The sequence below is a fragment of the Pseudomonas sp. MAG733B genome (genome assembly GCF_036884845.1).
Classification (GTDB): Bacteria; Pseudomonadota; Gammaproteobacteria; order Pseudomonadales; family Pseudomonadaceae; genus Aquipseudomonas.
Map to the genome: position 1 here is coordinate 6,184,694 of NZ_CP145732.1, position 26,053 is coordinate 6,210,746.

Here is a 26,053-nt window from a genome sequence, read left to right on the forward strand (position 1 = left end):
TATTTTTGTTGCTCGACACTCACAGCTATAGAAGTCGGCGATTTATCAGAAGTTCACCCCGATTTTTAAAAACCCCAGCAAGAGTTGACTACCCTTCGAAGCTTCGCACAACCCCAGCGTTATTCCACAATATCGGCAATATATTTGCGAAATGAACCGGATCGGCACTGCTCCAGAACTGCGCAGGGCGAGCAGGCCCATCGGCGAGCAATTCGCGCTCGGCCAAAAGGCGCTGAAGTTGACGCGCGACCGCGGCGCCGGTGTCGATCAGGCTGATGTCATCGGGGATCATCTGCTTGAGCAGCGGCTTGAGGAAAGGGTAATGGGTGCAGCCCAGGATGATGGTGTCAGCGCCTGCGCCGAGCAGCGGCCCGACGTAACTTTCGAGCAACCGGCGCAGCGCAGGACTGCGCAGATCGCCGTTTTCAATCAGCTCGACCAACCCGGGGCAAGGCTGGGTAATGACTCGCACATCCGTGGCGAACCGGTCGAGCAGCGCGGCGAACTTGGCACTCTGCAACGTGCCGGTGGTGGCCAGCACGCCGACCACGCCACTGCGAGTTGCGGCGGCGGCCGGTTTGACTGCCGGCTCCATGCCGACGATGGGCCATTCGGGGTAATCGCGGCGCAAGTCGGCAACGCCTGCAACCGTTGCCGTGTTGCAGGCCAATACCAAGGCCTTGGCGCCTTGGCGATGAAAAAAATCGGCCATCACGCTGCAACGCTGTTGGATAAATTCCGGGGTTTTCTCGCCGTAGGGAATGTTCCCGCAATCGGCGACGTACAGCAGGGATTCGTTGGGCAACAAACGCTGGATCTCGGCCAGCACCGAAAGCCCACCGACGCCGGAGTCGAACACGCCGATCGGCGCTTCACGCATGCTTTGGCCCACAAACGCTGCATTTCGGATCACGCTTGACCCGCAGCTCACGGAAACGCGAGCCCAGCGCATCGATCAGCAACAGGCGCCCCACCAGCGGCTCGCCGAAACCGGCCAGCAGCTTCAGCGCTTCGAGCGCTTGCAAACTGCCAACCAATCCCACCAACGGACCGACAACACCGGCCTCGCTGCAAGTCAATTCGGCATCGCTGCCGTGCCCGTATAAACAGTGGTAGCACGGGCTCTCCGCACGGCGCGGGTCGAACACCGACAATTGCCCTTCAAGACGAATCGCCGCACCGCTGACCAGCGGCTTGCCCGCACCCACGCACGCAGCGTTAACCGCTTCACGGGTAGAGAAATTATCGGAACAGTCGAGAACCAGATCCACCCCGGCCACGGCAGCGGCCAGGGAATCTTCATCCAGCGCCGTGCGATGGGCGACCAGTTGAATCTCGGGGTTGATTGCTGTCAGGCGTTTGATTGCCGAATCGACCTTGGTCATGCCGACGCTGTCGGTGTCGTGGATGATCTGGCGTTGCAGGTTGGTCAGATCGACCGTGTCAAAGTCCGCCAGATGCAACTCGCCAACGCCCGCTGCCGCCAGATAAAGCGCCACCGGCGCACCGAGGCCGCCAAGACCGACGATCAGCACGCGGCTTTCTTTCAATCGCAGCTGACCGTCGATATCGATGTGCTGCAACAGAATCTGCCGGCTGTAGCGCAGCAATTCCTGGTCATTCAGCATGTCAGGCGTCCCAGACTGATGCGTTGATGGCCGCCCAGATCCGTGCGGCTGTGGACTTCTTCAAAGCCGCGGGTCAGCAGCAGATCGCGCACCGCCTCGGCCTGATCGTAACCGTGTTCGAGCATCAGCCAGCCACCGGCCTCAAGATGATCCGGCGCCTGGGCGACGATCAAGCGTAGATCGTCGAGCCCGTCTACCCCAGCCACTAAAGCGCTGGCCGGTTCGAAGCGCACGTCACCTTCCACCAGGTGTGGATCGGCAGCGGCGATGTATGGCGGATTGCTGATGATCAGTTGAAAACGCTGACCCTCCAATGCGCTGAACCAGTGACTGCTCAGCACCGTGGCGTTGTTCAGATGCAGACGCCGGCGATTGCGCTCGGCCAGGGCCACCGCTTCCAGCACGCGGTCCACGGCAGTGACTTTCCACGCTGGACGCTCGCTAGCCAAGGCCAAGGCGATGGCGCCGCTGCCGGTGCCCAGATCAAGCACTTTTGCGGGCGTTGCGGGCAGCAGTTCAAGTGCGGCTTCCACCAGCAACTCGGTGTCCGGGCGCGGAATCAGTGTGTGCGGCGCCACTTCCAGATCGAGCTTCCAGAACCCTTGCTGCCCCAGAATGTAGGCCACCGGCTCACCACCGCGACGACGCTGCAAATACTCGGCGAAAGTCAGCGCCGCTTCGCTTGGCACGATGCGCTCCGGCCAAGTGTGCAAAAAGCTGCGGGACTTGCCCAACGCCGCCGCCAGCAACAATTCGGCATCCAGACGCGCCGTGGGCGAGTCGGGCAAATCGGCGGCGCGCAACAAACTGGCAATGATCGTCATTTACTCACCTATCGCCGCGAGTTGATCGGCCTGGTACTCGGCCAACAACGGCTCGATCACCGCATCGACGCCACCGGCGAGGATTTCGTCGAGGGAATACAGCGTCAGGTTGACCCGATGGTCGGTGACCCGGCCCTGGGCAAAGTTGTAGGTGCGGATCCGCTCGGAGCGGTCACCGGAACCCACCAGCAATTTACGCTCGCTGGCGATGGCGTTGGCTGCGGCGCTGGTTTGCTGGTCGTTGAGCTTGGCCGACAGCCAGGACATCGCCCGGGCGCGGTTTTTGTGCTGCGAACGCTCTTCCTGACACTCGACCACGATGCCGGACGGCAAGTGCGTGATACGAATCGCCGAGTCGGTCTTGTTGACGTGCTGACCGCCGGCACCGGAGGAACGGTAGGTGTCGACCCGCAAGTCCGCCGGGTTGATTTCGATCGCTTCCTGCTCGTCCGGCTCGGGCAGTACCGCCACGGTGCAGGCCGAGGTGTGGATACGACCTTGGGATTCTGTCGCAGGAACCCGTTGTACGCGGTGGGCACCGGACTCGAATTTCAGCTTGCCGTAGACGTTGTCGCCTTCAACCCGGGCAATCACTTCTTTATAGCCGCCGTGTTCACCCTCGTTTTCCGAGAGAATCTCCACGCGCCAGCCACGACGCTCGGCGTAACGCGAATACATGCGGAACAGGTCGCCGGAGAAAATCGCCGCTTCGTCACCACCGGTGCCGGCGCGGATTTCGAGGAACACGTTGCGTCCGTCGTTCGGGTCCTTGGGCAGCAGCATGCGTTGCAGGCTGGCTTCCAGTTCGACCAGGCGCTCCTTGGCTTCGCGGACTTCTTCCACGGCCATTTCGCGCATGTCCGGGTCGCTGTCCTTGAGCAGTGCCTGGGCGCCTTCGAGGTCGCCTTGCACTTTGAGCAGCTGTTTATAGGTTTCGACGATCGGCTCGACTTCCGCGTATTCCTTGGAATAGGTGCGGAATTTGTTCTGATCGGAAATGACCTCGCCATCGCCAAGCAGGGCGGTCAATTCCTCGAAACGGTCCTGGAGGATGTCCAGCTTATTGAGCAGTGACGCTTTCATTGCGGTTTCTTATCCGAAAAGCTTTCCGATGAGCCCTCGTTGAGGGCAAAGAGTTCCTGGGCCATCGCCAGCGCATCGAGGCGACCTTCGGCAGAGAGCTTTTTCAGTTGCACGCTTGGTGCGTGCAACAGTTTATTGGTCAGGCCACGCGCCAATTGCACCAGCACGTCTTCGGCGCTGCTGCCGTTGGCCAGCAGGCGCTGGGCTTTTTGCAATTCTTCGTCACGCAGGCGTTCGCTCTGTTGACGATAGGCCTTGAGCACGTCGACCGCCGCCAATTCGCGCAGGCGGACCATGAAGTCTTCGGCGCCGACCGAGACCATCTCTTCAGCGGCTTGCGCTGCGCCTTGACGGCTCTTGAGGTTCTCGGCGACCACTTCGTGGAGATCGTCGACGCTATACAGGTAAACGTCGTCCAACTCGCCGACTTCAGGCTCGATGTCGCGCGGAACGGCGATATCGACCATGAAGATCGGCTTGTGCTTGCGCAGCTTCAGCGCACTTTCCACCGCGCCTTTGCCCAGAATCGGCAGTTGGCTGGCAGTGGAGCTGATGACGATGTCGCTGCGTACCAGTTCGGCCGGAATGTCCGACAGCAGCACCGCATGGGCGCCAAATTGCTCGGCCAGAATGCTGGCGCGTTCCAGCGTGCGGTTGGCAACCACGATGCGCTTGACGCCGAGGTCATGCAGATGGCGGGCGACCAGGGTGATGGTCTCGCCGGCGCCGATCAACAAGGCCTGACTGCGCTGCAAATCGCTGAAAATCTGTTTCGCCAGGCTAACCGCGGCAAACGCCACGGACACCGGGTTTTCACCAATGGCGGTGTCGGTGCGCACTTGCTTGGCGGCATTGAACGTGGCCTGGAACAAGCGCCCGAGCAATGGCCCGATGGTCCCGGCTTCGCGCGCCACGGCGTAGGCGGATTTCATCTGGCCGAGAATCTGCGGCTCGCCCAACACCAGCGAGTCGAGCCCGGAGGCGACGCGCATCATGTGACGAACTGCCGCATCATCTTCGTGCACATAAGCGCTTTGGCGCAGCTCTTCGAGGCTCAAATGATGATAATCGGCCAGCCAGCGCAGCACGATATCCGCCGACAGGTGATCCTGTTCTATATAGAGTTCACTGCGATTGCAGGTGGAGAGGATCGCAGCTTCGCGGCTGTCGGTGAGTCGGCAGAGCTGCTGCAAGGCCTCAACCAGCTGCTCAGGGGTAAAGGCCACGCGCTCGCGGACGTCTACTGAAGCAGTCTTGTGGTTAATACCGAGTGCAAGGAAGGCCATTCAAAGTCGCTGGTGGTGACGTGAAGCCGGCAATTGTCCTACTTCGTCAGATCGAGAACAACTACTCGATATCTATCGCCCCTGTAGGAAGCACTACAGATTGAGATCGCTTCTCGTTTACCTGGCATGCGGGTAAATTGCCGGGCCGGTTATGTTTGGCCCAAGGCTTGTGTCATGATGATCCGACCGCAGGTTAGTCGTCCTCTTCCTATATGAATAGATCTTCCGCGTTGCTCCTCGCTTTTGTCTTCCTCAGCGGCTGCCAGGCCATGGCACCCGTGTCGCCGGACGGTACCTCTCCGGCTGAAGACAGCACTCCGGCACCTGAAAAGCCCAAGGTTTACAGCTCATTCAGTGAAGACACCGTCTTCAGCCTGCTGAGCGCGGAACTGGCTGGCCAGCGCAATCGTTTCGACATTGCCCTGGACAACTACGTGACCCAGGCCATCAACACCCAGGATCCGGGCATCTCCGAGCGGGCATTCCGTATCGCCGAATACCTGGGCGCCGATCAGGCCGCCCTGGACACCGCGCTGATCTGGGCGAAAAACGCCCCGGACGACCTTGAGGCGCAACGGGCCGCAGCCGTGCAACTGGCACGCGCCGGTCGCTACGACGACTCCATGGTCTATATGGAAAAAGTCCTGCAAGGCAAGGGCGACACGCATTTCGACTTCCTCGCACTGTCCGCCGCCGACACCGACCAGGACACACGCAACGGCTTGATGAAGAGTTTCGACCGGCTGTTGCAGCGCCACCCGAACAACGGCCAGCTGATTTTCGGCAAGGCCCTGCTGATGCAACAGGACGGCGACTCCAAAGGTGCACTGGCGCTACTGGAAGACAATCCGCCGGACGACGGCGAAATTGCCCCGATCCTCCTGCGCGCCCGCCTGCTGCAATCCCTTGATCGCGGCGATGAAGCCTTGCCGCTGCTGCAAAAAAGCATCAAGAAGTACCCGGACGACAAACGCTTGCGCCTGACTTACGCGCGCATGCTGGTTGAACAGGACCGCATGGATGACGCCAAAGCCGAGTTCTCGAGCCTGGTGCAGCAATACCCGGATGACGACGAACTGCGTTATTCGCTGGCGCTCGTTTGCCTGGAAGCCAAGGCCTGGACCGAGGCCAAGGGCTACCTGGAAGACCTGCTCGCCCGGGAAAGCCACGTTGACTCCGCGCACTTGAACCTCGGGCGCATCGCCGAAGAGCGCAACGATCCACAAGGTGCGCTGATCGAGTACGGCCAGGTCGGCCCGGGCAATGACTACCTGCCGGCACAATTGCGTCAGGCCGATATCCTGATGAACAACGGCAAGACCGCCGAAGCCCAGCGCAAACTGGCAGCCGAGCGCGACGAGCAACCGGACTACGCGATCCAGCTGTACCTGATCGAAGCCGAAACCCTGTCCGCCAACAACCAGCCCGACAAGGCCTGGACCGTACTGCAGCAAGCGCTGCAAAAGTACCCGGACGACCTGAACCTGCTTTATACCCGTGCGATGCAGGCGGAAAAACGCAATGACCTGGCGCAGATGGAAAAAGACCTGCGCCTGATCATCAAGCGCGACCCGGACAATGCCATGGCGCTGAACGCTCTCGGCTATACCTTGTCCGACCGCACCACACGCTACGTTGAAGCCAAGGCCCTGATCGAACAGGCGCACCAGATCAACCCGGAAGACCCGGCAGTTCTCGACAGCCTCGGCTGGGTGAATTTCCGCATGGGCAACCTCGACGAAGCCGAACGCCTGCTGCGTAAGGCGCTGGAGCGTTTCCCCGACCAGGAAGTCGCCGCGCATCTGGGCGAAGTCCTGTGGGCCAACGGCAAGCAACGCGAAGCCAAGCAAATCTGGAGCAAGTTCCTCAAGGAACAACCCGACAGCCCAACCCTGCGCAGCACTATCAAGCGCCTGACCGGATCAGAGACTCTTTAAGATTATGTTTTTGCGCCACATCATCGTTTTCAGCTTCATCGCCCTGCTCGCCGGTTGCGCGGGCTTCGGTGCCCGCGAATCGGTCGAGGGTCACGGCAACCCCGCCCAATGGCGCGAGCACAAGCAGCAACTGTCCAACCTCGACGGCTGGCAGATCGACGGCAAGATCGGCATTCGCGCGCCAAAAGACTCGGGCAGCGGCACGCTGTTCTGGTTGCAGCGCCAGGATTACTACGACATCCGCCTGTCCGGCCCATTGGGTCGCGGCGCGGCACGCCTGACCGGGCGTCCGGGCAAAGTTTCGCTGGAAGTCGCCAATCAGGGGCGCTACGAAGCGGCCTCTCCGGATGCTCTGCTTGAAGAGCAAATGGGTTGGAAACTGCCGGTTGCCAACCTGGCGTGGTGGGTCCGCGGGCTCCCCGCTCCCGACAGCAAAAGCCGCCTGACGCTGGATGGCGACAGCCGTTTGGCCAGTCTCGAACAGGACGGTTGGCAGGTCGAATACACCGCCTATACCGAACAAAACGGTTACTGGTTGCCCGAGCGGATCAAACTCCACGGCACCAACCTTGATGTCACGCTGGTGATCAAGGCCTGGCAACCGCGCAAGCTGGGGCAATGACATGCCGGCTACTCGCCTGACCCTGCCCTCGCCGGCCAAACTCAATTTGATGCTGCACATTCTGGGTCGCCGTGAAGACGGCTACCACGAGTTGCAGACGATGTTTCAGTTTCTCGACTACGGCGACGAAATCACTTTCGCCGTGCGCGATGACGGTGTCATTCGCCTGCACACCGAATTCGAAGGCGTTCCCCACGACAGCAATCTGATCGTCAGGGCCGCGAAAAAGCTTCAGGAGCAATCCGGTTGTTCGCTCGGTATCGATATCTGGATTGAAAAAATCCTGCCCATGGGCGGCGGGATTGGCGGCGGCAGTTCTAACGCTGCGACAACCTTGCTCGGCCTCAATCATCTCTGGCAACTGGCCTGGGACGAGGATCGGCTGGCCACACTGGGCCTGACGCTGGGCGCCGATGTCCCGGTTTTCGTGCGCGGTCATGCGGCTTTCGCCGAGGGTGTCGGGGAGAAACTGACACCCGTTGACCCCGAGGAACCGTGGTATCTCGTGCTCGTGCCGCAAGTCTCTGTAAGTACGGCAGAAATTTTTTCCGATCCGTTGTTGACACGTAACACGCCTCCCATTAAAGTGCGCCCCGTTCCCAAGGGAAACAGTCGTAATGACTGCTTGCCGGTGGTAACAAGGCGTTATCCAGAGGTACGTAACGCTTTGAATTTGCTAGGTAAATTTACCGAAGCAAAACTCACCGGAACTGGAAGTTGTGTGTTTGGGGGCTTCCCAAGCAAAGCTGAAGCTGATAAAGTCTCGGCCCTTCTTACAGAGACCCTTACAGGGTTTGTAGCAAAAGGAAGCAACATTTCGATGTTGCATCGCAAGCTGCAAAGTCTGCTCTAAAGGAACCGATTACTGGGTAATCGTTGCAACAGATACAGGGGCGTCGCCAAGCGGTAAGGCAGCAGGTTTTGATCCTGCCATGCGTTGGTTCGAATCCAGCCGCCCCTGCCATTTTCTATACTCATCCAGGTTACCCTCAGCCTCTAGGTACTGCGCGTGTCCAAGATGATGGTCTTTACGGGGAATGCTAACCCCGATCTGGCTCGGCGTGTCGTACGTCAGCTGCATATCCCTCTCGGTGACATCTCTGTCGGTAAGTTCTCCGACGGCGAAATTACAGCCGAGATCAATGAAAACGTTCGCGGTAAAGACGTTTTCATTATCCAGCCGACTTGCGCTCCGACCAACGATAACCTGATGGAACTGGTAGTGATGGCTGATGCCTTCCGCCGCTCCTCGGCTACTCGTATTACTGCTGTTATTCCTTACTTTGGTTATGCCCGTCAGGATCGCCGTCCGCGTTCCGCACGTGTGGCTATCAGCGCGAAAGTCGTTGCTGACATGCTTACCGTAGTCGGCATCGACCGTGTTCTCACGGTTGATCTGCATGCTGACCAAATCCAGGGTTTCTTCGATATTCCGGTAGATAACATCTACGGCTCCCCGGTTCTGGTGGATGACATTGAAGATCAGCGCTTCGAAAACCTGATGATCGTGTCCCCGGACATTGGTGGCGTCGTGCGTGCACGTGCCGTTGCCAAATCCCTGGGCGTGGATCTCGGGATCATCGACAAACGCCGTGAGAAAGCCAATCACTCTGAAGTGATGCATATCATCGGTGATGTCGAAGGGCGTACCTGTATTCTGGTCGATGACATGGTCGATACCGCCGGCACCCTGTGCCACGCGGCAAAGGCCTTGAAAGAGCATGGCGCTGCCAAGGTTTTCGCCTACTGCACGCACCCTGTGCTGTCGGGTCGGGCGATCGAAAACATTGAAAATTCCGTGCTGGACGAGTTGGTGGTCACTAACACCATCCCTCTGTCCGCTGCAGCACAAGCCTGTGCGCGTATCCGTCAACTGGATATCGCACCGGTAGTTGCCGAGGCGGTCCGCCGCATCAGCAATGAAGAATCGATCAGCGCGATGTTCCGCTAAGGGCCCTGCCCTTCTCGAAATGTTTCGTTGACGAAAAGCGCCCCGCCCCGGCATTCCTGTCGGGGCGGGGCTTTTTTGCCCATATCGCCTTTAGCGCTGGTCGCAAACGCTGGGGCGAGTGTGGTTATTTTGGAGATACAACATGAACGATTTTACCCTGAATGCTGAAGTGCGTTCCGACCTGGGGAAAGGTGCGAGCCGCCGCCTGCGTCGTCTCGCCGCCCTGGTTCCAGCTGTAGTTTACGGTGGCGAAAAAGCCCCTGAATCCATCAGCATGCTGGCCAAAGAAGTTGCCAAACTGCTCGAAAACGAAGCGGCTTACAGCCACATCATCGAGCTGAACGTTGGTGGCACCAAGCAGAACGTCGTGATCAAAGCCCTGCAGCGTCACCCGGCCAAAGGCCACGTGATGCACGCTGACTTCGTACGCGTAGTAGCTGGCCAGAAACTGACCGCTATCGTTCCAGTGCACTTCATCAACGAAGAAGCACCGACCAAGAAAGGCGGCGAAATCTCGCACGTTACTTCGGAAATCGAAGTTTCCTGCCTGCCGAAGGACCTGCCTGAGTTCATCGAAGTCGACCTGGCTAACGCCGAAATCGGTTCGATCATTCACCTGTCCGACCTCAAAGCCCCTAAAGGCGTTGAGTTCGTGGCTCTGGCACACGGCGATGACAAGGCTGTTGCCAACGTCCACGCTCCACGTGTTGCTCCAGAAGCTACCGAAGAAGGCGCAGCAGAGTAATTTTACTCTGTTCGCCGGAGTGACCGGAAACATCGCGGACTAGAGCGTAGCGAGAAAGCGGGCGAGAACGCGGAGTTTACATCTATGGTAAATGAGCATTTTTCTTCCACTTTCGCCGCACTCCCTGATTGCGGCGATGTTATCCACCACTCCAAGGAAGGGCCCCTATCGTGACTGCCATCAAACTGATCGTTGGCCTGGGAAATCCAGGCGCTGAATACGAACAGACCCGGCATAACGCAGGGGCCCTTTTTGTTGAGCGCATCGCGAACGCACAGGGCGTAAACCTTGTGGCCGATCGCAAATATTTCGGCCTGACCGGGCGTTACTCGCATCAGGGTCAGGATGTTCGTCTGCTGATTCCCACCACGTACATGAACCGCAGCGGCCAGGCCGTGGCGGCCCTTGCAGGTTTCTTCCGCATCAAGCCTGAAGAAATCCTCGTGGCGCATGACGAACTCGATCTGCCTCCGGGCGTTGCCAAGCTCAAGCAGGGCGGCGGCCATGGCGGTCACAACGGGTTGCGCGACATCATTGCGCAACTGGGCAATCAGAATACGTTCTACCGCCTACGGCTTGGCATTGGCCACCCGGGCGTTGCCAGTATGGTTTCAAATTTCGTCCTGGGTCGTGCGCCACGCGCCGAACAGGAAAAACTCGATGCCAGCATCGACTTTGCCCTCGGCGTGCTGCCGGATATCCTCGCCGGGGAATGGAACCGCGCGATGAAAAACCTGCACAGCCAGAAGGCCTGACTCTTATCCGAGGGGAAACACCATGGGATTCAATTGCGGCATCGTCGGCCTGCCTAACGTCGGCAAGTCCACCCTGTTCAACGCCCTGACCAAATCCGGTATCGCGGCCGAGAACTTCCCCTTCTGCACCATCGAACCCAACAGCGGTATCGTGCCGATGCCGGACCCGCGCCTGGACGCCCTGGCAGCCATCGTCAATCCAAAGCGCATCCTGCCGACCACCATGGAATTCGTCGACATCGCGGGCCTGGTTGCCGGCGCGTCGAAAGGTGAAGGCCTGGGCAACAAATTCCTGGCCAACATCCGTGAAACCGATGCCATCGCCCACGTGGTCCGCTGCTTTGAAGACGAGAACGTGATTCACGTCTCCAACAGCGTCGACCCGAAACGCGACATCGAAATCATCGACCTGGAACTGATCTTCGCCGACCTCGACAGCTGCGAGAAGCAACTGCAGAAAGTCGCGCGCAACGCCAAGGGCGGTGACAAGGACGCCGTCGTCCAGAAAGGCCTGCTGGAGCAGTTGATCGCTCACTTCACCGAAGGCAAGCCTGCGCGCAGCCTGATGAAGAACATGGGCACCGACGAAAAAGCGGTGATCAAGGGCTTCCACCTGCTGACCACCAAACCGGTCATGTACATCGCCAACGTCGCTGAAGACGGTTTCGAGAACAACCCGCACCTGGACGTGGTCCGTGCCATCGCCGAAGAAGAAGGCGCCATGGTTGTTCCGGTCTGCAACAAGATCGAAGCGGAAATCGCCGAGCTCGATGACGGCGAAGAGAAAGACATGTTCCTCGAAGCCCTGGGCCTCGAAGAGCCTGGCCTGAACCGCGTGATCCGCGCCGGCTACGAAATGCTGCACTTGCAGACCTACTTCACCGCCGGTGTCGAAGAAGTCCGCGCCTGGACCGTCCGCGTCGGTGCCACCGCACCACAAGCCGCTGGCGTGATCCACACCGACTTCGAGAAAGGCTTCATCCGCGCCGAAGTGATCGCCTACAACGACTTCATCCAGTACAAGGGCGAAGCCGGTACCAAGGAAGCCGGTAAATGGCGCCTGGAAGGCAAGGACTACATCGTTAAAGACGGCGACGTGATGCACTTCCGCTTCAACGTGTAAGCCGTAGCGCCCAAGAAAAAGCCGCGTTTGATACGCGGCTTTTTTGTGCCTGAAACAATCATCCGCCACACCACCGAACCCCTGTGGGAGCGGGCTTGCTCGCGAAGGCGGTGTGTCATTTACAGTTGTACTGACTGACACGCCCTCTTCGCGAGCAAGCCCGCTCCCACAGAGGGATTTGTATTGAGTCAGGCCTTTTTGGTTCGCGGCAGGAAGATCGCCAGCACCCCGAACAACGGCAGGAACGAACACAGGTAGTACACGTACTCGATGCCGTGAATGTCCGCCAGATGCCCGAGCAACGCAGCCCCAATTCCGCCGAAGCCGAACATCAAACCGAAGAACACCCCGGCGATCATGCCGACATTGCCCGGCACCAGTTCCTGCGCATAAACCACGATCGCCGAAAAAGCTGAAGCGAGGATAAAGCCGATGACCACGCTGAGAATGCTGGTCCAGAACAGGTCGACATGCGGCAGCAACAGCGTGAACGGCGCCACGCCGAGGATCGAGAACCAGATCACCGCCTTACGCCCGATTTTATCGCCGATCGGCCCACCGAAGAACGTCCCCGCCGCCACCGCGCCGAGAAACAGGAACAGATGCAACTGCGAACTGGCCACCGACAGGTCGAACTTCTCGATCAGGTAGAAGGTGAAGTAACTGGTGAGGCTGGACATGTAAAAGTACTTGGAAAACACCAGCAACCCGAGCACCACCAACGCACTAACCACTCGCCCCTTGGATAATCCGTGAGTCGCGGCCTGGCCTTGCTTGAGCTTGAACAGGTTCAGGTGATTGGCGTACCAGCGGCTGATCCGGTACAGCACGAACAACGCAAACACCGCGAACAAACCGAACCACGCCACATTGCCTTGGCCGTAGGGAATGATGATCGCCGCCGCCAACAACGGGCCGAATGCCGAGCCTGCGTTGCCGCCGACCTGGAAGGTCGATTGCGCCAGCCCGAAGCGACCGCCCGAGGCCAGTCGCGCCACGCGCGAAGCTTCCGGGTGGAACGTCGAAGAACCGATGCCGATCAGCCCCGCCGCCAGCAGGATCATCGGGAAGCTGCCGACTACCGACATCATCACAATCCCGACCAACGTGCAGACAGTGCCCGCCGGCAATAACCACGGCTTCGGATGACGGTCGGTGTGATAACCGACCCACGGCTGCAACAGCGAAGCCGTCAGTTGAAACGTCAGGGTGATCAACCCGACCTGCGTAAACGTCAGGCCATAATTGGCCTTGAGCATCGGGTAGATCGACGGCAGCACCGATTGAATCAGGTCGTTGATCAAATGCGCCAGCGCCACCGCGCCGATGATGCGCATGACCAATGGGCTGCTTTGAGGCGTAGCGGACGCCGGCACGGAGCCGGTCTGGGTATTGCTGATAGCCATGGGGTTTTCCATACAACAGATGGGTGCAAGCGGCAGGTGCGCCAATGTGCCATTTTTAGGTGCGCGAGCGCCATCCCCTTAGCCTGCTAACGACCTCGATTTTCATCGTCAAAACCGTGATAGCGCAAAGCCATGGTCTGAATCTTGCCTTGCTTATCCGCTTCAACGCGGCCCCCTTACAAAGGGGACCGAGAATGGGAAGTTTCGCTACAGAGTCGGCCTACAGAGCTGACGAGGGTGAACTTTCGAGGCCTTTTAAGGGGCACGAATCGGGTTCGAGAGAACCTCGATGCACGCCATTGGTGCGTGGTGTCTATAGGAGTCATGGGGCATGCAGGCTTTTTTATCACCGGGGATCGGACTGCTGGGGCGTTTTGGCTTTGCCCGCAAATTCCAGTTGTTGTTTCTGCTGTTCATCCTGCCACTGGCCGGCAGTTTGTGGATGATCGGCCAGGACTATCGCGACAAATTGAACCTGATCTCCGGCGAACGAGCCGGGGTTCGTCAATTGCTAGCCCTCGATGCGCTGGATAACCTCCTGTCGGCCCAACGCGATCGCGCCGCACGCTGGCGTGCAACCGAAACCAATCGCCAACCGACACCCGCCACCCTCGCCGCCATGGCTGCCTTCGATGCCGTCCAGCCCGCCGTTGCCCAAGCGGCTTCAGACCTCGGCACAGCGCTGCAAAAAGACGAAGCCAAGGATGAAACCCTGGCCCGCTATCAAGCCCTGCAAACCGCCCTCAACGGCCTCGATTCGAAAAGCCTGAGCAGCGTCGGTTGGTGGCCGGATGGCTACGACCGTTTCACCAACGCCCTGACTGCCCTGCAAGCGTTGCGCGAACAGATCGCCATGGACAATCGCCTGACACTGGCGCCGTGGCTGGAAACGTACTTGCTGACCCAGATCTCCACCCAGCACGCTCCGGACCTGATCGAGCGCGTCGGTCGCCTCGCAGCGGTCGGGCAGGCCTCGGTCGTGTCCGGGCAGTTCACCTTGCAAAGTCGTCTGCAATTGCGCGATCTGCGCAGCCGCATTGGCGACGCCAGGGAGCAGTTGGTGAAAACCGCAGGATTGCTCGAAGCGCGATTGCCTAGCGCCCTGCAAACCTGGGCCGGCCAATACCATGACAGCCTCAAGCAGCTCGACTCAGGCCTGAAGGTCCTGGATGACGGCGTGTTCGGCGGCAGCATCAACCTGAAGCCGGAAGACTTCGAGCGCAGCCTGGATGGCCTGCTCGCCAACCTCGCCGCGTTGCGCCAGCAATCGCTGGAGTCGTTGGATCAGCGCCTGGATTACTACCATGACTCAGCGATCCGGCAGTTCATTGTGGTGGCGACTGTGTTCGGTTGCCTGCTACTGGCCGCGCTGTACCTGTTCATCTGTTTGCAGGCATCGATTCGCCGTAGCGCCAGCGGCATTACCCTGCTGGCCGAAGCCCTGCGCGATGGCAACCTGAGCCTGCAAGCGCCGGTCCAAGGCCGGGACGAGCTGGCAGCCATCAGCACAGCCCTGAATGTGGCCGTGGTGCAACTACGCACCAGTTTGCTCGGCGTGGATCACGAGACCCTGCAACTGAGCAATGCGGTGCAAACCCTCAATCATCACTCCAGCGACGCCCTCGGCGAAGTCGAAGCCCAGCAATTGCAGATCAGCCAGATCGCCGCAGCAGCGACGCAATTGGCGGCCACCTCCCAAGGCGTGGCCCAGAGCTGCGAACGGGCCTCTGGCAGCGCTCAGCACACCCAGCGCATTGCTGCCGACAGCAGCCGTGACAGCCAACGCACGACAGCCAGCATCCAGCAGCTCAATCAGCGCTTGAACGACACCGCCGCAGCCCTCGGGCGCGTCAGCGAACAAGGGCAGCAAATCCAACTGGTGGTCGACACCATCCGCGGCGTCGCCGAGCAGACCAACCTGTTGGCGCTCAACGCCGCCATCGAGGCGGCCCGTGCCGGTGAACAGGGACGCGGTTTTGCAGTGGTGGCCGACGAAGTGCGCAGCCTGTCGCAACGTACTCAGTCCTCGACCGCCCAGATCGCTGGCACGGTCGACAGCCTGCGCAGTACGGTGAACGAAGCGGTCAGCCTGATGGAGGCGGCGTGCGGCCAGGCACAATCCGACGCGCAAGCCGTCACCGGTCTCGGTGAACGCTTGGGAGAAATTGCCAGCGCCGTGCAGGGCGTCACCGACACCCTGGCGCAGATCGCCACGGCCGTCGACGAACAGGCGAGCACCGCCGACGAAGTCAGCGGCAACATCCAGCAAGTCGATCAGGCGGCGGTTCGCTTGCTCGAAGGCGCACGGGCCGTGAACCTCGCGGCAGACACCTTGAGCCAGGGCAGCAAGGCCTTGAGTGCCAATACCGGCAGATTTCAGCTCAATTGACGCCCTCCTCCGGGCCGGTTTTTCGGCTCAGGAGGATAAGCGGTTGAAAGTGTAGAGAAATATTTTAGATTTACGCTTGACGCATCTGCATTACCGGTGAATAATGCGCGCCACTTGGCTACATAGCTCAGTTGGTTAGAGCATAGCATTCATAATGCTGGGGTCCGGGGTTCAAGTCCCTGTGTAGCCACCAAGTACTAAAAACGGCTTACCGAAAGGTAGGCCGTTTTTTTATGCCTCGAGAAAAGTGCGCTGCGGTTACAGGAATCCCTGAACCGCAGACGCTCGTCGATCAGACCCGAACTGTCGGTAATGCCGACAACGCCCTCTCCCAAATCTGCCAGGTCCGCAGCCAGACCATCGCCTGCCAATCGCTATCAGCCGGATAGAACTGCTCCAGCAGATTCAGCTTGATCTCACGCCCTTTCGCATCGCTTGGATTGCCATGCAGATGCAACCAGTGATCATCGCGCAAATGCCGATGCACGGCCGGTCCCGGATATGTTCCGCACTCAATGACAAACGGCATCAACCGCACCTGCGGCAAGGCATCGAGCAGCGCCTGCGAGGTGTAGCCGGTGGCCGTCGCCGCCACACCGGTTTCGCTCACGGTGTCGGCGCCTGTTTGCAAGCTGTAGAGCCACGGACCATAGATCGCCTGCGCATCCAGCAACGCCGGATATGCAGACTCGGTGATGGTCAGCAACATCGGATGCCCGTACTCGCCGGCACCGGTGTGCAAGTCGAAGCACATGGCGGCGTCGGCATGGACCACGTGCTTTTGCATGATCTGGTGCAGCGTGCGGTTCGACCAGCTCGGCGCCAGCCCGCCGTAAAACAGTCCATCGGCGTGAGCATGTTGCCCGCCTTCGACAATCGACATGACCGCTGGCCAACCGTGCTGTTGAATCTGCTCATCGAGCAAGGCATCGGCGCGATCACGCTCGGGGCCTCGCAACTGCGTGCAGGCATAGATTGCATGCAGCGTGTTGTAAGCCTGGTTATCCGGCAACGAACGCTGGAAGTTCAGATGATTGCGGTTCAGGTCGATATTGTCTTCGTTGACCCGCCGCAACCACGCCATGCCCCAAGGGTTGATGGCATGGATCATCACTACGGCGACATCGGCCGGCAGCGTGCGCTTGCCCAACTCCTGCAACCACTTGATCTGACACCCCGAACCATAGAAGCCCTCGACGCCATGGGTGCCGCTCAGCGCGATCAGCAGGCGTTTGGCGCCAGGATTGCCAAGCACCGCGACATCGGTACTCAAGGGCTCGCCGAACGGCCCTTTGAGCGGGTGCGGATACTCGGTCAGTGTCGCCCCGGCCGCAGTCGCCGCCGCAAGGAATTGTTCACGCTGGGAGCGGTAGCTGGGCTGGGTCGGGAACTCGGTCTGCATGTCTGCCTCTTGTTGATCTTTTGGCTTGCCTGTTGGCAATGACCCTACAGAAATTCCGCCCGTTGATGAAGGACCAAAGCGTCTTTGTCGTGGGACCCGGTTTGCGTCACTCGGTGGTGGCCGATAAAGTCCCCGATACATTTACCTCACGGATGGAGTGCCCCGCGTGTTCTCAGCCTTCCACTTGAGCCGCCATCGTGCGTCCGCCATCGCGCTGGTCGCTGCTGCGTTAACCCTCGGCGCCTGCCACAACGCTTCGGCCCCGACGCTGCCCCTCGCGCCGGAGAGCGCTTCCGGTTATCGCACCGACCTGCAGACCCGACATGCCACAAAACACATGGCCGCAGCCGCCAACCCGCTGGCAGCCGAGGCCGGGCGCGAGATGCTGCGTCGCGGCGGTTCGGCCATCGATGCGGCGATTGCGATGCAAGCCGTGTTGACGCTGGTCGAACCGCAATCGTCGGGCATCGGCGGTGGTGCGCTGATTGTGCTGTGGGACGGTAAAAAAGTGCGTACCTACGACGGTCGCGAAACAGCACCCGCCGGTGCCACCGAGAAGCTTTTCCTGCAAGCCGACGGACAACCGATGGCGTTCACCCAGGCGCAGATCGGTGGTCGCTCGGTGGGAACACCGGGCGTGTTGCGCGCCCTTGAACTTGCTCATCAACAACACGGGCGCCTGCCATGGGCGCAACTGTTCGAGCCGGCGATCAAACTCGCCGAGCAAGGTTTCGCCATCTCGCCACGCCTGCACGGGTTGATCGCCTCGGACAGGTCCATGGCTCGCTCGCCGGAGATGATGGCTTACTTCCTGAATGCCGACGGCAGCCCGAAAGCCAGCGGCACCCTGCTGAAGAATCCGGCGCTGGCCGCGTTGTTCCAACGCATTGCCAAGGAAGGGCCGGACGCGTTGTACAAAGGCCCTGTCGCGCAGGAAATCGTCGCCAAGGTTCAGGGCCACGCCAACCCCGGCAGCCTGTCGCTAACCGATCTCGCCCACTACAGCGCCAAGGAGCGCGCGCCCCTGTGTACCGATTACAAACGCTGGCAGGTGTGCGGCATGCCGCCGCCGTCATCGGGCGGGATTGCCGTGGCGCAAATCCTCGGCACCCTGCAAGCCCTGGAGATGCGCGATAAGCGCTTGGCCCTGGCACCGATGAAGCCGGTCAAAACCGACGCTCCCGCCGGCATCGAACCCACTCCCGCCGCTGTGCACCTGATATCGGAAGCCGAGCGCTTGGCCTATGCCGACCGCGCGCAATACGTGGCCGATACCGACTTTGTGCCGGTGCCCGTGAAAGGCCTGGTAGACCCGACTTACCTGGCCAGCCGCGCCGCCCTGATCGGTGAGCGCAGCATGGGCACGGCCCAACCGGGCACGCCTCCGGGCATTCAAGTGGCTTACGCACCAGACCGCTCGCCGCTGCGTATATCAACCTCGCAAGTAGTGGCCGTCGATGACCAGGGCGGCGCAGTATCCATGACCACCACCATCGAATCTGCCTTCGGCTCGCACGTGATGGTGCAGGGCTTTCTGCTCAACAACGAGATGACCGACTTCTCGTTCATCCCCGAAGAGAACGGCCAGAAAGTCGCCAACCGCGTCGAGCCGGGCAAACGCCCACGATCGTCCATGGCCCCAACGCTGATCTTCGACCGCCAAAGCGGCGAATTCGTCGCCAGCGTCGGCTCACCCGGCGGCTCGCAAATCATCGAATACGTCGCCAAATCCACCGTCGGCCTGCTCGACTGGAACCTCGATGCGCAAACGGCGATCAACCTGCCCAACTTCGGCAGCCGCAACGGCCCCACCGAACTGGAACGCGGCCAGTTCAGCCCGGCACTGATCCAGGCACTGAAGGACAAAGGCCACAGCGTGAGCGAAATCGACATGACCAGCGGCACCCAGGCGATTGTTCGGGTCAAGGATGCGCAAGGGAATGCGTCGCTGGCGGGTGGGGCCGATCCTAGGCGTGAAGGGGAAGCGCTGGGGGATTGAACAGTAGGGACATAGAAATGAAAAAGGGCTTACCGGAAGGAAGCCCTTTTTCGTGGCTAATCTGCAATCAGGCCGGCACACCCAGAATGATGTGCGACGCCTTGATCACCGCCGTCGCGCTCACGCCCGGTTTCAAGCCCAGTTCAGTCACGGCATCGCGGGTCACGATCGAGTACACCTCGGCGCCACCATCGAGCTGGATAACGACTTCGGCATTCACTGCCCCATCGGTGACGCTGGTGACTTTGCCTTCCAGGCAGTTGCGCGCCGAGAGGCGGATGTCGCTGGAGTCGGTCATCAGCATGACCCACGGGGCCTTCACCAGCGCGACCGCTTCCTTGCCGACCGCCAGGCCCAGGCTCTTCACGCTTTCCATCGTGACCACCGCCACCAACTGATTACCACCGGGCAGTTTCAGGGATATTTCGGCATTGACGGCACCGGCCTGTACTTGGCTGATGGTGCCCTTGAACACATTGCGCGCGCTGACCTTCATAAGTTGTAGCCTCTGTTATTTATTTTTGTATACAACTTACAGCAACATTCTGCGTGAACGGGCATGACGCAATGTCGCACCCCGCTTAACGACTGATTTTCAGCGCCCGCCGAACCTGATGTTTTTCCACTGCCAGTTCGAGCAGCCGCGTGACCAGTTCACTGTAGGTCATGCCAGCGGCCTGCCAGAGTTTCGGGTACATGCTGATGCGGGTGAAACCGGGCAGCGAGTTGATTTCGTTGATCAGCACTTCGCCACTGTCGGTCAGAAACACATCGACCCGCGCCAGCCCGGAACAACCCAGCAGGTGAAAGGCCTCAACCGCCATGGCACGAATGCGCTCGCTGGCCTCGACGCTGATATCGGCCGGGACCACCACTTGCGCGGCCGTGTCGTCGATGTATTTGCTGTCGTAGGAATAAAACCCGCTGCGCACCACGATCTCGCCGCAACCGCTGGCGATGGCGTCGTCGTTGCCGAGCACCGCACATTCGATCTCGCGACCGCTGACCGCCGACTCGATCAGCACTTTCTCATCAAAGCCCAAGGCGAGTTCGACCGCCGCCACATACTCGGCTTCATCGGTCACTTTGCTCACGCCCACGGACGAGCCTTGGTTCGCCGGTTTTACAAACAGCGGCAAGCCGAGCTTGTCCACTACGTCGGTGAAGCCGGTACGCGCCGCGGTATTTCGCGTCAACGTCACGAAAGGCGTGACCGCCAGCCCGGCATCTCGCAACAGGCGCTTGCTGATGTCCTTGTCCATGCACACTGCTGAACCGAGTACATCGGAACCCACGAACGGCAAATCAGCCATGCGCAAAAGGCCTTGCAGGCAACCGTCTTCGCCGAGAGTGCCGTGGACGATCGGGAAGATCACATCGACGTGGCCAAGCAATTCCTGACTGGTAGTTTCCACCAATTGTTGGCTGGACTTGCCCGGCACCACCGCCAATTCGCGGTTGGATTGATTGAGGGCGATCAGCGCTGGATATTCCTGGTTCAGCAGGAAATTCGACGGGTCGTTGAGGTGCCAGTGGCCTTGTTTATCGATACCGATCAGCACCGGTTCGAAACGAGAACGGTCCAGTGCATCGACGATGTTTTTCGCCGACTGCAACGACACTTCATGCTCAGCCGAGCGCCCACCAAAAATAATCCCTACTCGCAGCTTGCTCATTCAAATCACCTCAATGATTGGCCACCAGATGCGCACCGAACAGCAGGTAGCAACTCCCTGCAAAGCGGTCCAGCCATTTGCGCGAGCGGTTATACGCCCCCGTCACCCGGTGGCTCGAAAACAGAAGCGCGACGCTGCAATACCAGCTGAAGGACAGCGTCGCCATGGTCAGCACCGCCAGCGCCAGCGCGTTTGAAGATGGGCAACACATTGCAGCATTTGCCGCGGGTTTTCTACTCGCTCGAGCCCGGTCATCAGCGAGAAGACATTGGATCGGTCACTGGGTTAACGTGATCGGTATCGAGTTCAAGGCAGCGAAAATCATGGTCAGGCATCCGCCTCACAATGACTGGTTCCACCGCGCACCGGATGTGGGTGGCCTTCAGCGTTTCGAAGCGTTTTTTGCGGGCCATGGCTACGACATGCACCGCCACGACACTTACGCCATCGGTCACACGCTGGCAGGCGTGCAGAGCTTTCAGTATCGCGGTGGCTGGCGTCACAGCGTGCCCGGCGGGACGATGGTGCTGCATCCCGACGAAATCCACGACGGCGAGGCTGGCACCGAGGCCGGTTTCAAGTACCGGATGATGTACATCGAACCGGCGCTGATCCAGCAGATGCTTGGCGGCCAGCCTCTTCCATTCATCCAGAACGGGCTATCCAACGACCCTCGCCTGTTTGCCGCCACGGCCATGCTGCTATGCAGTCTCGATTGCCCCCTTGAACCGCTGGAAGAGCAGGACGCCCTATTCGATCTGGCGCAGGCCTTGAACAGGGCTGGCGGAAAGACTTTCAGGCGCTCCAGCTTCGACTACGTGGCAGCCGAGCGTGCGCGCGAATTCATGCATAGCGCACTGGATCGAACCGTGACCCTGGAAGAACTGGAGCAGCACAGCGGACGGGATCGCTGGAGCCTGTCACGGGACTTTCGCCTGCTGTTCGGCACCAGTCCTTATCGTTATCTGACCATGCGCCGTCTGGATATGGTCCGCTCACTGCTCATTCAGGGACAGTCGCTAGTCAGTGCAGCGCTGATCGCGGGCTTCACCGACCAGAGCCACATGACCCGACAATTCAGCAAGACCTACGGCCTGTCGCCGGCACGGTGGATGAAAATGCAGCGCCGTTGAGCGATGCACAATCGTACAAGAATTGCGCCGACGGGCTGGCTACCGTGGACTCAAAGCAACCACAGGAGCCACGCCATGAACGCTTACAAAAGCCTGAACTTCGCTGAAAAAATCACCCGGATCGATGCGCACTGGTCGCCCAGGGTCATCGCCGAAATGAACGACTACCAGTTCAAGGTCGTGAAGTTGCTGGGCGATTTCATCTGGCACGACCACCTCGATACCGATGAAACCTTCATCGTCCTCGAGGGCCAGTTGCGCATCGACTTTCGCGACGGCCACGTGCTGGTGAACGCTGGCGAAATGTATGTGGTGCCCAAAGGGGTCGAGCACAAACCGTGCGCCGAGCAGGAGGTGAAACTCCTGCTGATCGAGCCCAAGGGCGTACTCAACACCGGAAGCGAAGGTGGCGAACGTACCGCTCAGAATGACGTCTGGGTGTAACCACCGGGTGTTTACGGTGCCAGGGTCTTGCCGTCTACCGGATCACCAATCTTCAGGAAGTGCCCGCCAGCCACATGGTGCAAGGTGCGCAATGCATCTTGCCCTTCGAAGTGCCAGCGCCCGTCACTGAACACGCGCTCGTCGGCCTGAGCGGCAATCACTTCGGCGAGGAACAGGTCGTACTGCTGGTGATTGTCGGGCTCGGGCAACAGTCGGCATTCGAGCCAGGCGACGCAGCCTTCGAGCATCGGGGCGTCGATCAACTCGGCAGCGAAGGTCGGCAAGCCGTAGGTCTGGAACTTGTCACGGCCCTGTTCCCGGGTCAGTTCCAGGCCGGATGTCGAACCGACGGTCTGCACGATATCGGCCTGCGCGGCACAAGGAACATTCAGTACGAAAGTGCCCGAGGCTTCGAGCAATTGGCGGGTCCAGGTGGACTTGTCCAGGACCACGGCGATTTTCGGCGGTTCGAAATCCAGCGGCATGGCCCAGGCCGCCGCCATGATGTTGCGCTCGCCGTCATGCGCGGCGCTGACCAGCACGGTCGGCCCGTGATTGAGCAAACGATAAGCCTTGGGCAAAGGGACCGGACGGCGGTGGGAAACGCTCATGGATGTCTGCTCCTTGGGGGAAAAGGAGTCGATTGTAGCGAGATAGAAGTCACTGAAATGAAAAGATCGCCGAAGCGATCTTTTCGTTTTACGTCACAACGCGCAGTTCTTATGACGACAGCTGATTGGCGAACTGCCCCACCGCATTCACCACTTTCTGGGCACCGTCCTGGATCTCGACGATCACCGTCCCCGCTTCCGCCGCTAGCGCCAGACCCTGTTCCGCCTGAAGTTTGCCGTCGGTTATCAGGGCCACGGCGTTGCGGGCCATGTCCTGGTTCTGACGCACTACCAGAACGATTTCATCGGTGGCCTGACTGGTGCGCGAAGCCAGTTGTCGAACCTCGTCCGCCACCACCGCAAAACCACGGCCCTGCTCGCCGGCGCGAGCCGCTTCGATGGCAGCGTTGAGCGCCAGCAAGTTGGTTTGTTCGGCAATGCCGCTGATGGTCTTGACGATGGTGCCAATCACCAGCGACTGCTCGTTCAGTGCTTCGATACCGTCGCCCGCGGTTTGCATGTGCTTGGCGAGGTCGCGCATCACGTTCACTGCCTGAGTCACCACGGCATTGCCACGCTGAGCGCTTTGGTCGGTTTGCTGGGAAGTGCTGTAGGCAATGTTCGCCGCTTCAGCGACGGCTTGTTCCTGATTGACCTGATCGGTAATCACCGTGGCGAACTTCACCACTTTGTAGAGTTTGTTGTTGGCATCGACCACCGGGTTGTAGGACGCCTCCAGCCAAACCGTACGACCATGGCTGTCGATGCGCTTGAAACGCTCGGCCACGTACTCGCCTGCGTTCAGGCGGCGCCAGAAGTTCAGGTATTCGGCGCTGTTGTACTCTTCGGGCAGGCAGAAAGTCCGGTGATGCTTGCCTTTGATTTGCGCCAGGCTGTAACCCATACCGGAAAGAAAACGATCATTGGCTGCCAGCACGTTGCCATTGAGGTCGAACTCGATCACCGCCGTCGAACGCACCAGCGCGCCGATCAGGTTTTCATGTTCGCGGGAGGCTTCGATGGTGCGGGTCAGGTCGCTGGAGAAGATCGAGAAGTGCCTGATTCGTCCGTCTGCTCCACGCACGGGCTGAACGATCGAGCGCAACCACGCTTCCTGACCGGTGCCGCGCAGCAAACGCACGGTGCCGGCGAAGTGTTCCCCACGGGTCAGCGCGGTATTGAAACGTCGCTGGAATTCGTCATTTTTCACATGATCGGGGACGATATCGTTGATGTGTCGGCCGATCAGCTCATTGCTCTTGTAGTGCATCTCGCCGAGGAAGTTCTGGTTGACCGATTGAACCCGTCCATCCGCATCAAGAGTCAGCACCAGCATCTCGCTTTCCAGACTTTCCTTCACTTGCTGAAGGCTGGAGAGTTCTTCGCGAAGAGCCGACAGCTCTTGCTTCAAGCGTTTATTGAACATGGGGACGCACCGATGGACTGGGATAGAAAGCGATATGCAGCCTAGCCATCGGCCTTGTGGGTCTTTTCTGAAGAGCGTTTCAGCTTTGTCCTACAAAAATAGTTACACCGTGCCATGCGCCCCGTTCACTTACAGGGCGCCCGCGGCCGAACAACTGGCCATTCTCGGCATCCGCGCACCAAAGTAAGCTGCGCTGATCACACCCACCGCGCCCATCACCGCACAGAAAATCACGCAGATCCAAGGGCTCCACGGCATCAGACCAATCAACAAAAGCGGTGTGATACTCGCCCACGCGGCGTAGGCAATGTTGTAGGTAAAGGAAATGCCGGAAACGCGAATCCGCGCCGGAAACAGGCTGACCATCACCGACGGCACCGCGCCGACAACCCCGCAAGCAAGCCCGGCCACCGCGTAGGCCAGACCGATCCAGTTACCGCCGCTGATGAGACAGGCGTAAAGCACGCCAATGCCCAGCGGCAGCAACAGGCTGTAGAGCATAACGGTGCGCCAGGCACCAATGCGGTCAACCAGCAACCCGGCCAGCACGCAGCCAATGTTCAGGAAAACGATGCCCAACGCGCTGAGGGCGAAGGTGTGGCTGGCGGTCATGCCGAAGGCTTTCTGCATCATGGTCGGGGTGATGACCACAAACACCACCACTGCCGACGTCAACACGCAGGTGAGGATCATCGCTGGCAGCATCGCCAGTCGATGTTCACGCAGGACTGCGCGCAGCGGCAGTTCGACGGCCTCCTCGCGCTGGGCCTGCATGGCCATGAACACCGGGGTTTCGCTGAGCCAGCGACGCAGCCAGACGCCAATCACACCGAATACACCCCCCAGCAAGAAAGGATAACGCCAGGCGTAATCGAGGATTTCCGCCGGCGTAAATGCCTGGGCCAGGAACGTCGCCGTCAAGGCGCCCAGTAGATAGCCGAAGGTCAGTCCCGCCTGCAAAAAACCCAGGGCATAACCGCGATGGCCAGCCGGCGCGTGCTCGGCCACGAATACCCAGGCACTCGGCACTTCACCGCCCACCGCCGCCCCTTGCAGGACTCGCAGAAGCAACAGCAATAGCGGTGCGAAATAGCCGATCTGTGCGTAGGTCGGCATCAGTCCGATCAGCAGGCACGGCAGCGCCATCATCAGGATGCTCAGGCTGAACACCCGTTTGCGCCCCAACCGGTCGGCGAAATGCGCCATCAGGATACCGCCCAGCGGCCGCGCCAGGTAACCGGTGACGAAGATGCCGAAGCTTTGCAGCAAGCGCAGCCACTCGGGCATTTCCGGCGGGAAGAACAGTTGGCTCAAGGTCAGCGCGAAAAACACGAAGATGATGAAATCGTAGATTTCCAGCGCTCCGCCGAGGGCGGCGAGCCCCAGGGTCTTGTAGTCCGAGCGGCTGAATGGCGTCGGGCGCGAATCGGTATTGGCAGTCATGAAAAGAAACTCTGGCACAGGCAAAAACCAAGGCGCCCATGGTCTACGCAAACGCGTCGGCGGACAACCCGTTAGACCAAAGTCCCATAGCCGCAAAACAGCCCCGCAAAAAACCTGCGGTTGAATTAATGTTGGCGTCTGTCCAGACGGGCCCCTGCCGCCCCGAAGAC

The 26,053-nt window shown here is 59.9% G+C and carries 23 protein-coding genes, 2 tRNA genes and 1 pseudogene; 13 read left to right on the forward strand and 13 right to left on the reverse strand.

Annotated elements, in window-relative coordinates; translation table 11 throughout:
* Positions 1–88: 88 nt before the first annotated feature.
* Genes murI through hemA form a run of 5 tightly spaced genes read right to left on the reverse strand, consistent with a single transcriptional unit; the run spans position 89 to position 4,821 of the window.
* Complete coding sequence (gene murI / locus V6Z53_RS28330) at positions 89–880, reverse strand: glutamate racemase (protein ID WP_338583009.1); 792 nt, start codon at positions 878–880, stop codon at positions 89–91.
* Entirely contained in the window at positions 873–1,628 is a 756-nt protein-coding gene (locus V6Z53_RS28335; RefSeq protein ID WP_338583011.1) for a molybdopterin-synthase adenylyltransferase MoeB, read from the reverse strand. The genes murI and V6Z53_RS28335 overlap by 8 nt, the downstream gene beginning before the upstream one ends.
* The gene (prmC, locus tag V6Z53_RS28340) at positions 1,622–2,452 is read right to left on the reverse strand and encodes a peptide chain release factor N(5)-glutamine methyltransferase (protein WP_338583012.1); all 831 of its coding nucleotides are present in this window, start codon (positions 2,450–2,452) and stop codon (positions 1,622–1,624) included. Before prmC ends, V6Z53_RS28335 begins: the two co-directional genes overlap by 7 nt.
* Positions 2,453–3,535, reverse strand: a complete 1,083-nt coding sequence (prfA, locus tag V6Z53_RS28345; protein WP_338583014.1) for a peptide chain release factor 1 — start codon at positions 3,533–3,535, stop codon at positions 2,453–2,455.
* Entirely contained in the window at positions 3,532–4,821 is a 1,290-nt protein-coding gene (gene hemA / locus V6Z53_RS28350) for a glutamyl-tRNA reductase (RefSeq protein WP_338583015.1), read from the reverse strand. The genes prfA and hemA overlap by 4 nt, the downstream gene beginning before the upstream one ends.
* Before the next feature lie 212 nt (positions 4,822–5,033).
* On the opposite strand from hemA, the gene V6Z53_RS28355 reads away from it, so the two are divergent.
* The 8 genes from V6Z53_RS28355 (at position 5,034) to ychF (ending at position 11,954) form a co-directional block, all read left to right on the forward strand.
* On the forward strand, positions 5,034–6,758 hold the full coding sequence (locus tag V6Z53_RS28355; protein WP_338583016.1) for a tetratricopeptide repeat protein: 1,725 nt from the start codon (positions 5,034–5,036) through the stop codon (positions 6,756–6,758).
* Positions 6,759–6,762: 4 nt separating this feature from the next.
* Positions 6,763–7,380 (forward strand): lipoprotein insertase outer membrane protein LolB, encoded by a 618-nt coding sequence (lolB, locus tag V6Z53_RS28360; protein ID WP_338583017.1) that lies wholly within the window; start codon positions 6,763–6,765, stop codon positions 7,378–7,380.
* 1 nt (position 7,381) lies between these two features.
* The gene (ispE, locus tag V6Z53_RS28365) at positions 7,382–8,233 is read left to right on the forward strand and encodes a 4-(cytidine 5'-diphospho)-2-C-methyl-D-erythritol kinase (RefSeq protein WP_338583018.1); all 852 of its coding nucleotides are present in this window, start codon (positions 7,382–7,384) and stop codon (positions 8,231–8,233) included.
* Between the two features lie 36 nt (positions 8,234–8,269).
* Positions 8,270–8,344 (forward strand) — tRNA-Gln (locus V6Z53_RS28370).
* A 45-nt stretch (positions 8,345–8,389) separates the two neighbouring features.
* Positions 8,390–9,331 carry a ribose-phosphate pyrophosphokinase gene (locus V6Z53_RS28375; RefSeq protein WP_003171603.1) on the forward strand — a complete coding sequence of 314 codons (942 nt, stop codon included), beginning with the start codon at positions 8,390–8,392 and terminating at the stop codon, positions 9,329–9,331.
* A gap of 142 nt (positions 9,332–9,473) precedes the next feature.
* Positions 9,474–10,076: a 50S ribosomal protein L25/general stress protein Ctc gene (locus V6Z53_RS28380; protein WP_338583020.1), complete on the forward strand. Its 603-nt coding sequence runs from the start codon at positions 9,474–9,476 to the stop codon at positions 10,074–10,076.
* 170 nt (positions 10,077–10,246) lie between these two features.
* The gene (gene pth / locus V6Z53_RS28385) at positions 10,247–10,831 is read left to right on the forward strand and encodes an aminoacyl-tRNA hydrolase (RefSeq protein ID WP_008037207.1); all 585 of its coding nucleotides are present in this window, start codon (positions 10,247–10,249) and stop codon (positions 10,829–10,831) included.
* Positions 10,832–10,853: 22 nt separating this feature from the next.
* Positions 10,854–11,954, forward strand: a complete 1,101-nt coding sequence (ychF, locus tag V6Z53_RS28390; RefSeq protein ID WP_056726278.1) for a redox-regulated ATPase YchF — start codon at positions 10,854–10,856, stop codon at positions 11,952–11,954.
* Positions 11,955–12,142: 188 nt separating this feature from the next.
* Here the strand turns inward: ychF and V6Z53_RS28395 are convergent, their stop codons facing one another.
* Positions 12,143–13,360, reverse strand: a complete 1,218-nt coding sequence (locus V6Z53_RS28395; RefSeq protein ID WP_338583021.1) for an MFS transporter — start codon at positions 13,358–13,360, stop codon at positions 12,143–12,145.
* A gap of 331 nt (positions 13,361–13,691) precedes the next feature.
* Here V6Z53_RS28395 and V6Z53_RS28400 point away from each other — a divergent pair, with 331 nt between their 5' ends.
* Complete coding sequence (locus V6Z53_RS28400) at positions 13,692–15,749, forward strand: methyl-accepting chemotaxis protein (protein ID WP_338583022.1); 2,058 nt, start codon at positions 13,692–13,694, stop codon at positions 15,747–15,749.
* A gap of 116 nt (positions 15,750–15,865) precedes the next feature.
* Positions 15,866–15,942, forward strand: a tRNA-Met gene (locus V6Z53_RS28405).
* 99 nt (positions 15,943–16,041) lie between these two features.
* Here the strand turns inward: V6Z53_RS28405 and V6Z53_RS28410 are convergent.
* Entirely contained in the window at positions 16,042–17,151 is a 1,110-nt protein-coding gene (locus tag V6Z53_RS28410; protein ID WP_338583024.1) for a DUF2817 domain-containing protein, read from the reverse strand.
* Positions 17,152–17,317: 166 nt separating this feature from the next.
* Between V6Z53_RS28410 and ggt the strand changes: the two genes are divergently transcribed.
* The gene (gene ggt, locus V6Z53_RS28415) at positions 17,318–19,150 is read left to right on the forward strand and encodes a gamma-glutamyltransferase (RefSeq protein ID WP_338583025.1); all 1,833 of its coding nucleotides are present in this window, start codon (positions 17,318–17,320) and stop codon (positions 19,148–19,150) included.
* A 67-nt stretch (positions 19,151–19,217) separates the two neighbouring features.
* On the opposite strand, the gene V6Z53_RS28420 is transcribed toward ggt, so the two are convergent.
* The 3 genes and pseudogenes from V6Z53_RS28420 to V6Z53_RS28430 form a co-directional block, all read right to left on the reverse strand.
* A complete protein-coding gene (locus tag V6Z53_RS28420) occupies positions 19,218–19,646 on the reverse strand; it encodes a TOBE domain-containing protein (RefSeq protein WP_338583026.1) in 429 nt (142 codons plus the stop codon).
* An 85-nt stretch (positions 19,647–19,731) separates the two neighbouring features.
* A complete protein-coding gene (gene ddlA, locus V6Z53_RS28425) occupies positions 19,732–20,826 on the reverse strand; it encodes a D-alanine--D-alanine ligase (protein WP_338583027.1) in 1,095 nt (364 codons plus the stop codon).
* A 10-nt stretch (positions 20,827–20,836) separates the two neighbouring features.
* Positions 20,837–21,013: pseudogene (locus V6Z53_RS28430) on the reverse strand (lysine transporter LysE); the annotation flags it as partial.
* Positions 21,014–21,149: 136 nt separating this feature from the next.
* Here V6Z53_RS28430 and V6Z53_RS28435 point away from each other — a divergent pair.
* Together V6Z53_RS28435 and V6Z53_RS28440 are read left to right on the forward strand one after the other, a co-directional pair.
* Positions 21,150–21,959 carry an AraC family transcriptional regulator gene (locus V6Z53_RS28435; RefSeq protein ID WP_338583029.1) on the forward strand — a complete coding sequence of 270 codons (810 nt, stop codon included), beginning with the start codon at positions 21,150–21,152 and terminating at the stop codon, positions 21,957–21,959.
* A 75-nt stretch (positions 21,960–22,034) separates the two neighbouring features.
* Positions 22,035–22,403 (forward strand): cupin domain-containing protein, encoded by a 369-nt coding sequence (locus V6Z53_RS28440; RefSeq protein ID WP_338583030.1) that lies wholly within the window; start codon positions 22,035–22,037, stop codon positions 22,401–22,403.
* 11 nt (positions 22,404–22,414) lie between these two features.
* Here the strand turns inward: V6Z53_RS28440 and V6Z53_RS28445 are convergent, their stop codons facing one another.
* The 3 genes from V6Z53_RS28445 to V6Z53_RS28455 form a co-directional block, all read right to left on the reverse strand.
* Positions 22,415–23,014, reverse strand: a complete 600-nt coding sequence (locus V6Z53_RS28445; RefSeq protein ID WP_338583032.1) for a flavin reductase family protein — start codon at positions 23,012–23,014, stop codon at positions 22,415–22,417.
* Positions 23,015–23,123: 109 nt separating this feature from the next.
* Complete coding sequence (locus V6Z53_RS28450) at positions 23,124–24,440, reverse strand: PAS domain-containing methyl-accepting chemotaxis protein (RefSeq protein ID WP_338583034.1); 1,317 nt, start codon at positions 24,438–24,440, stop codon at positions 23,124–23,126.
* Between the two features lie 129 nt (positions 24,441–24,569).
* Positions 24,570–25,883, reverse strand: coding sequence for an MFS transporter (locus tag V6Z53_RS28455; RefSeq protein ID WP_338583036.1), 1,314 nt, complete (start codon positions 25,881–25,883; stop codon positions 24,570–24,572).
* Positions 25,884–26,053 lie beyond the last annotated feature (170 nt).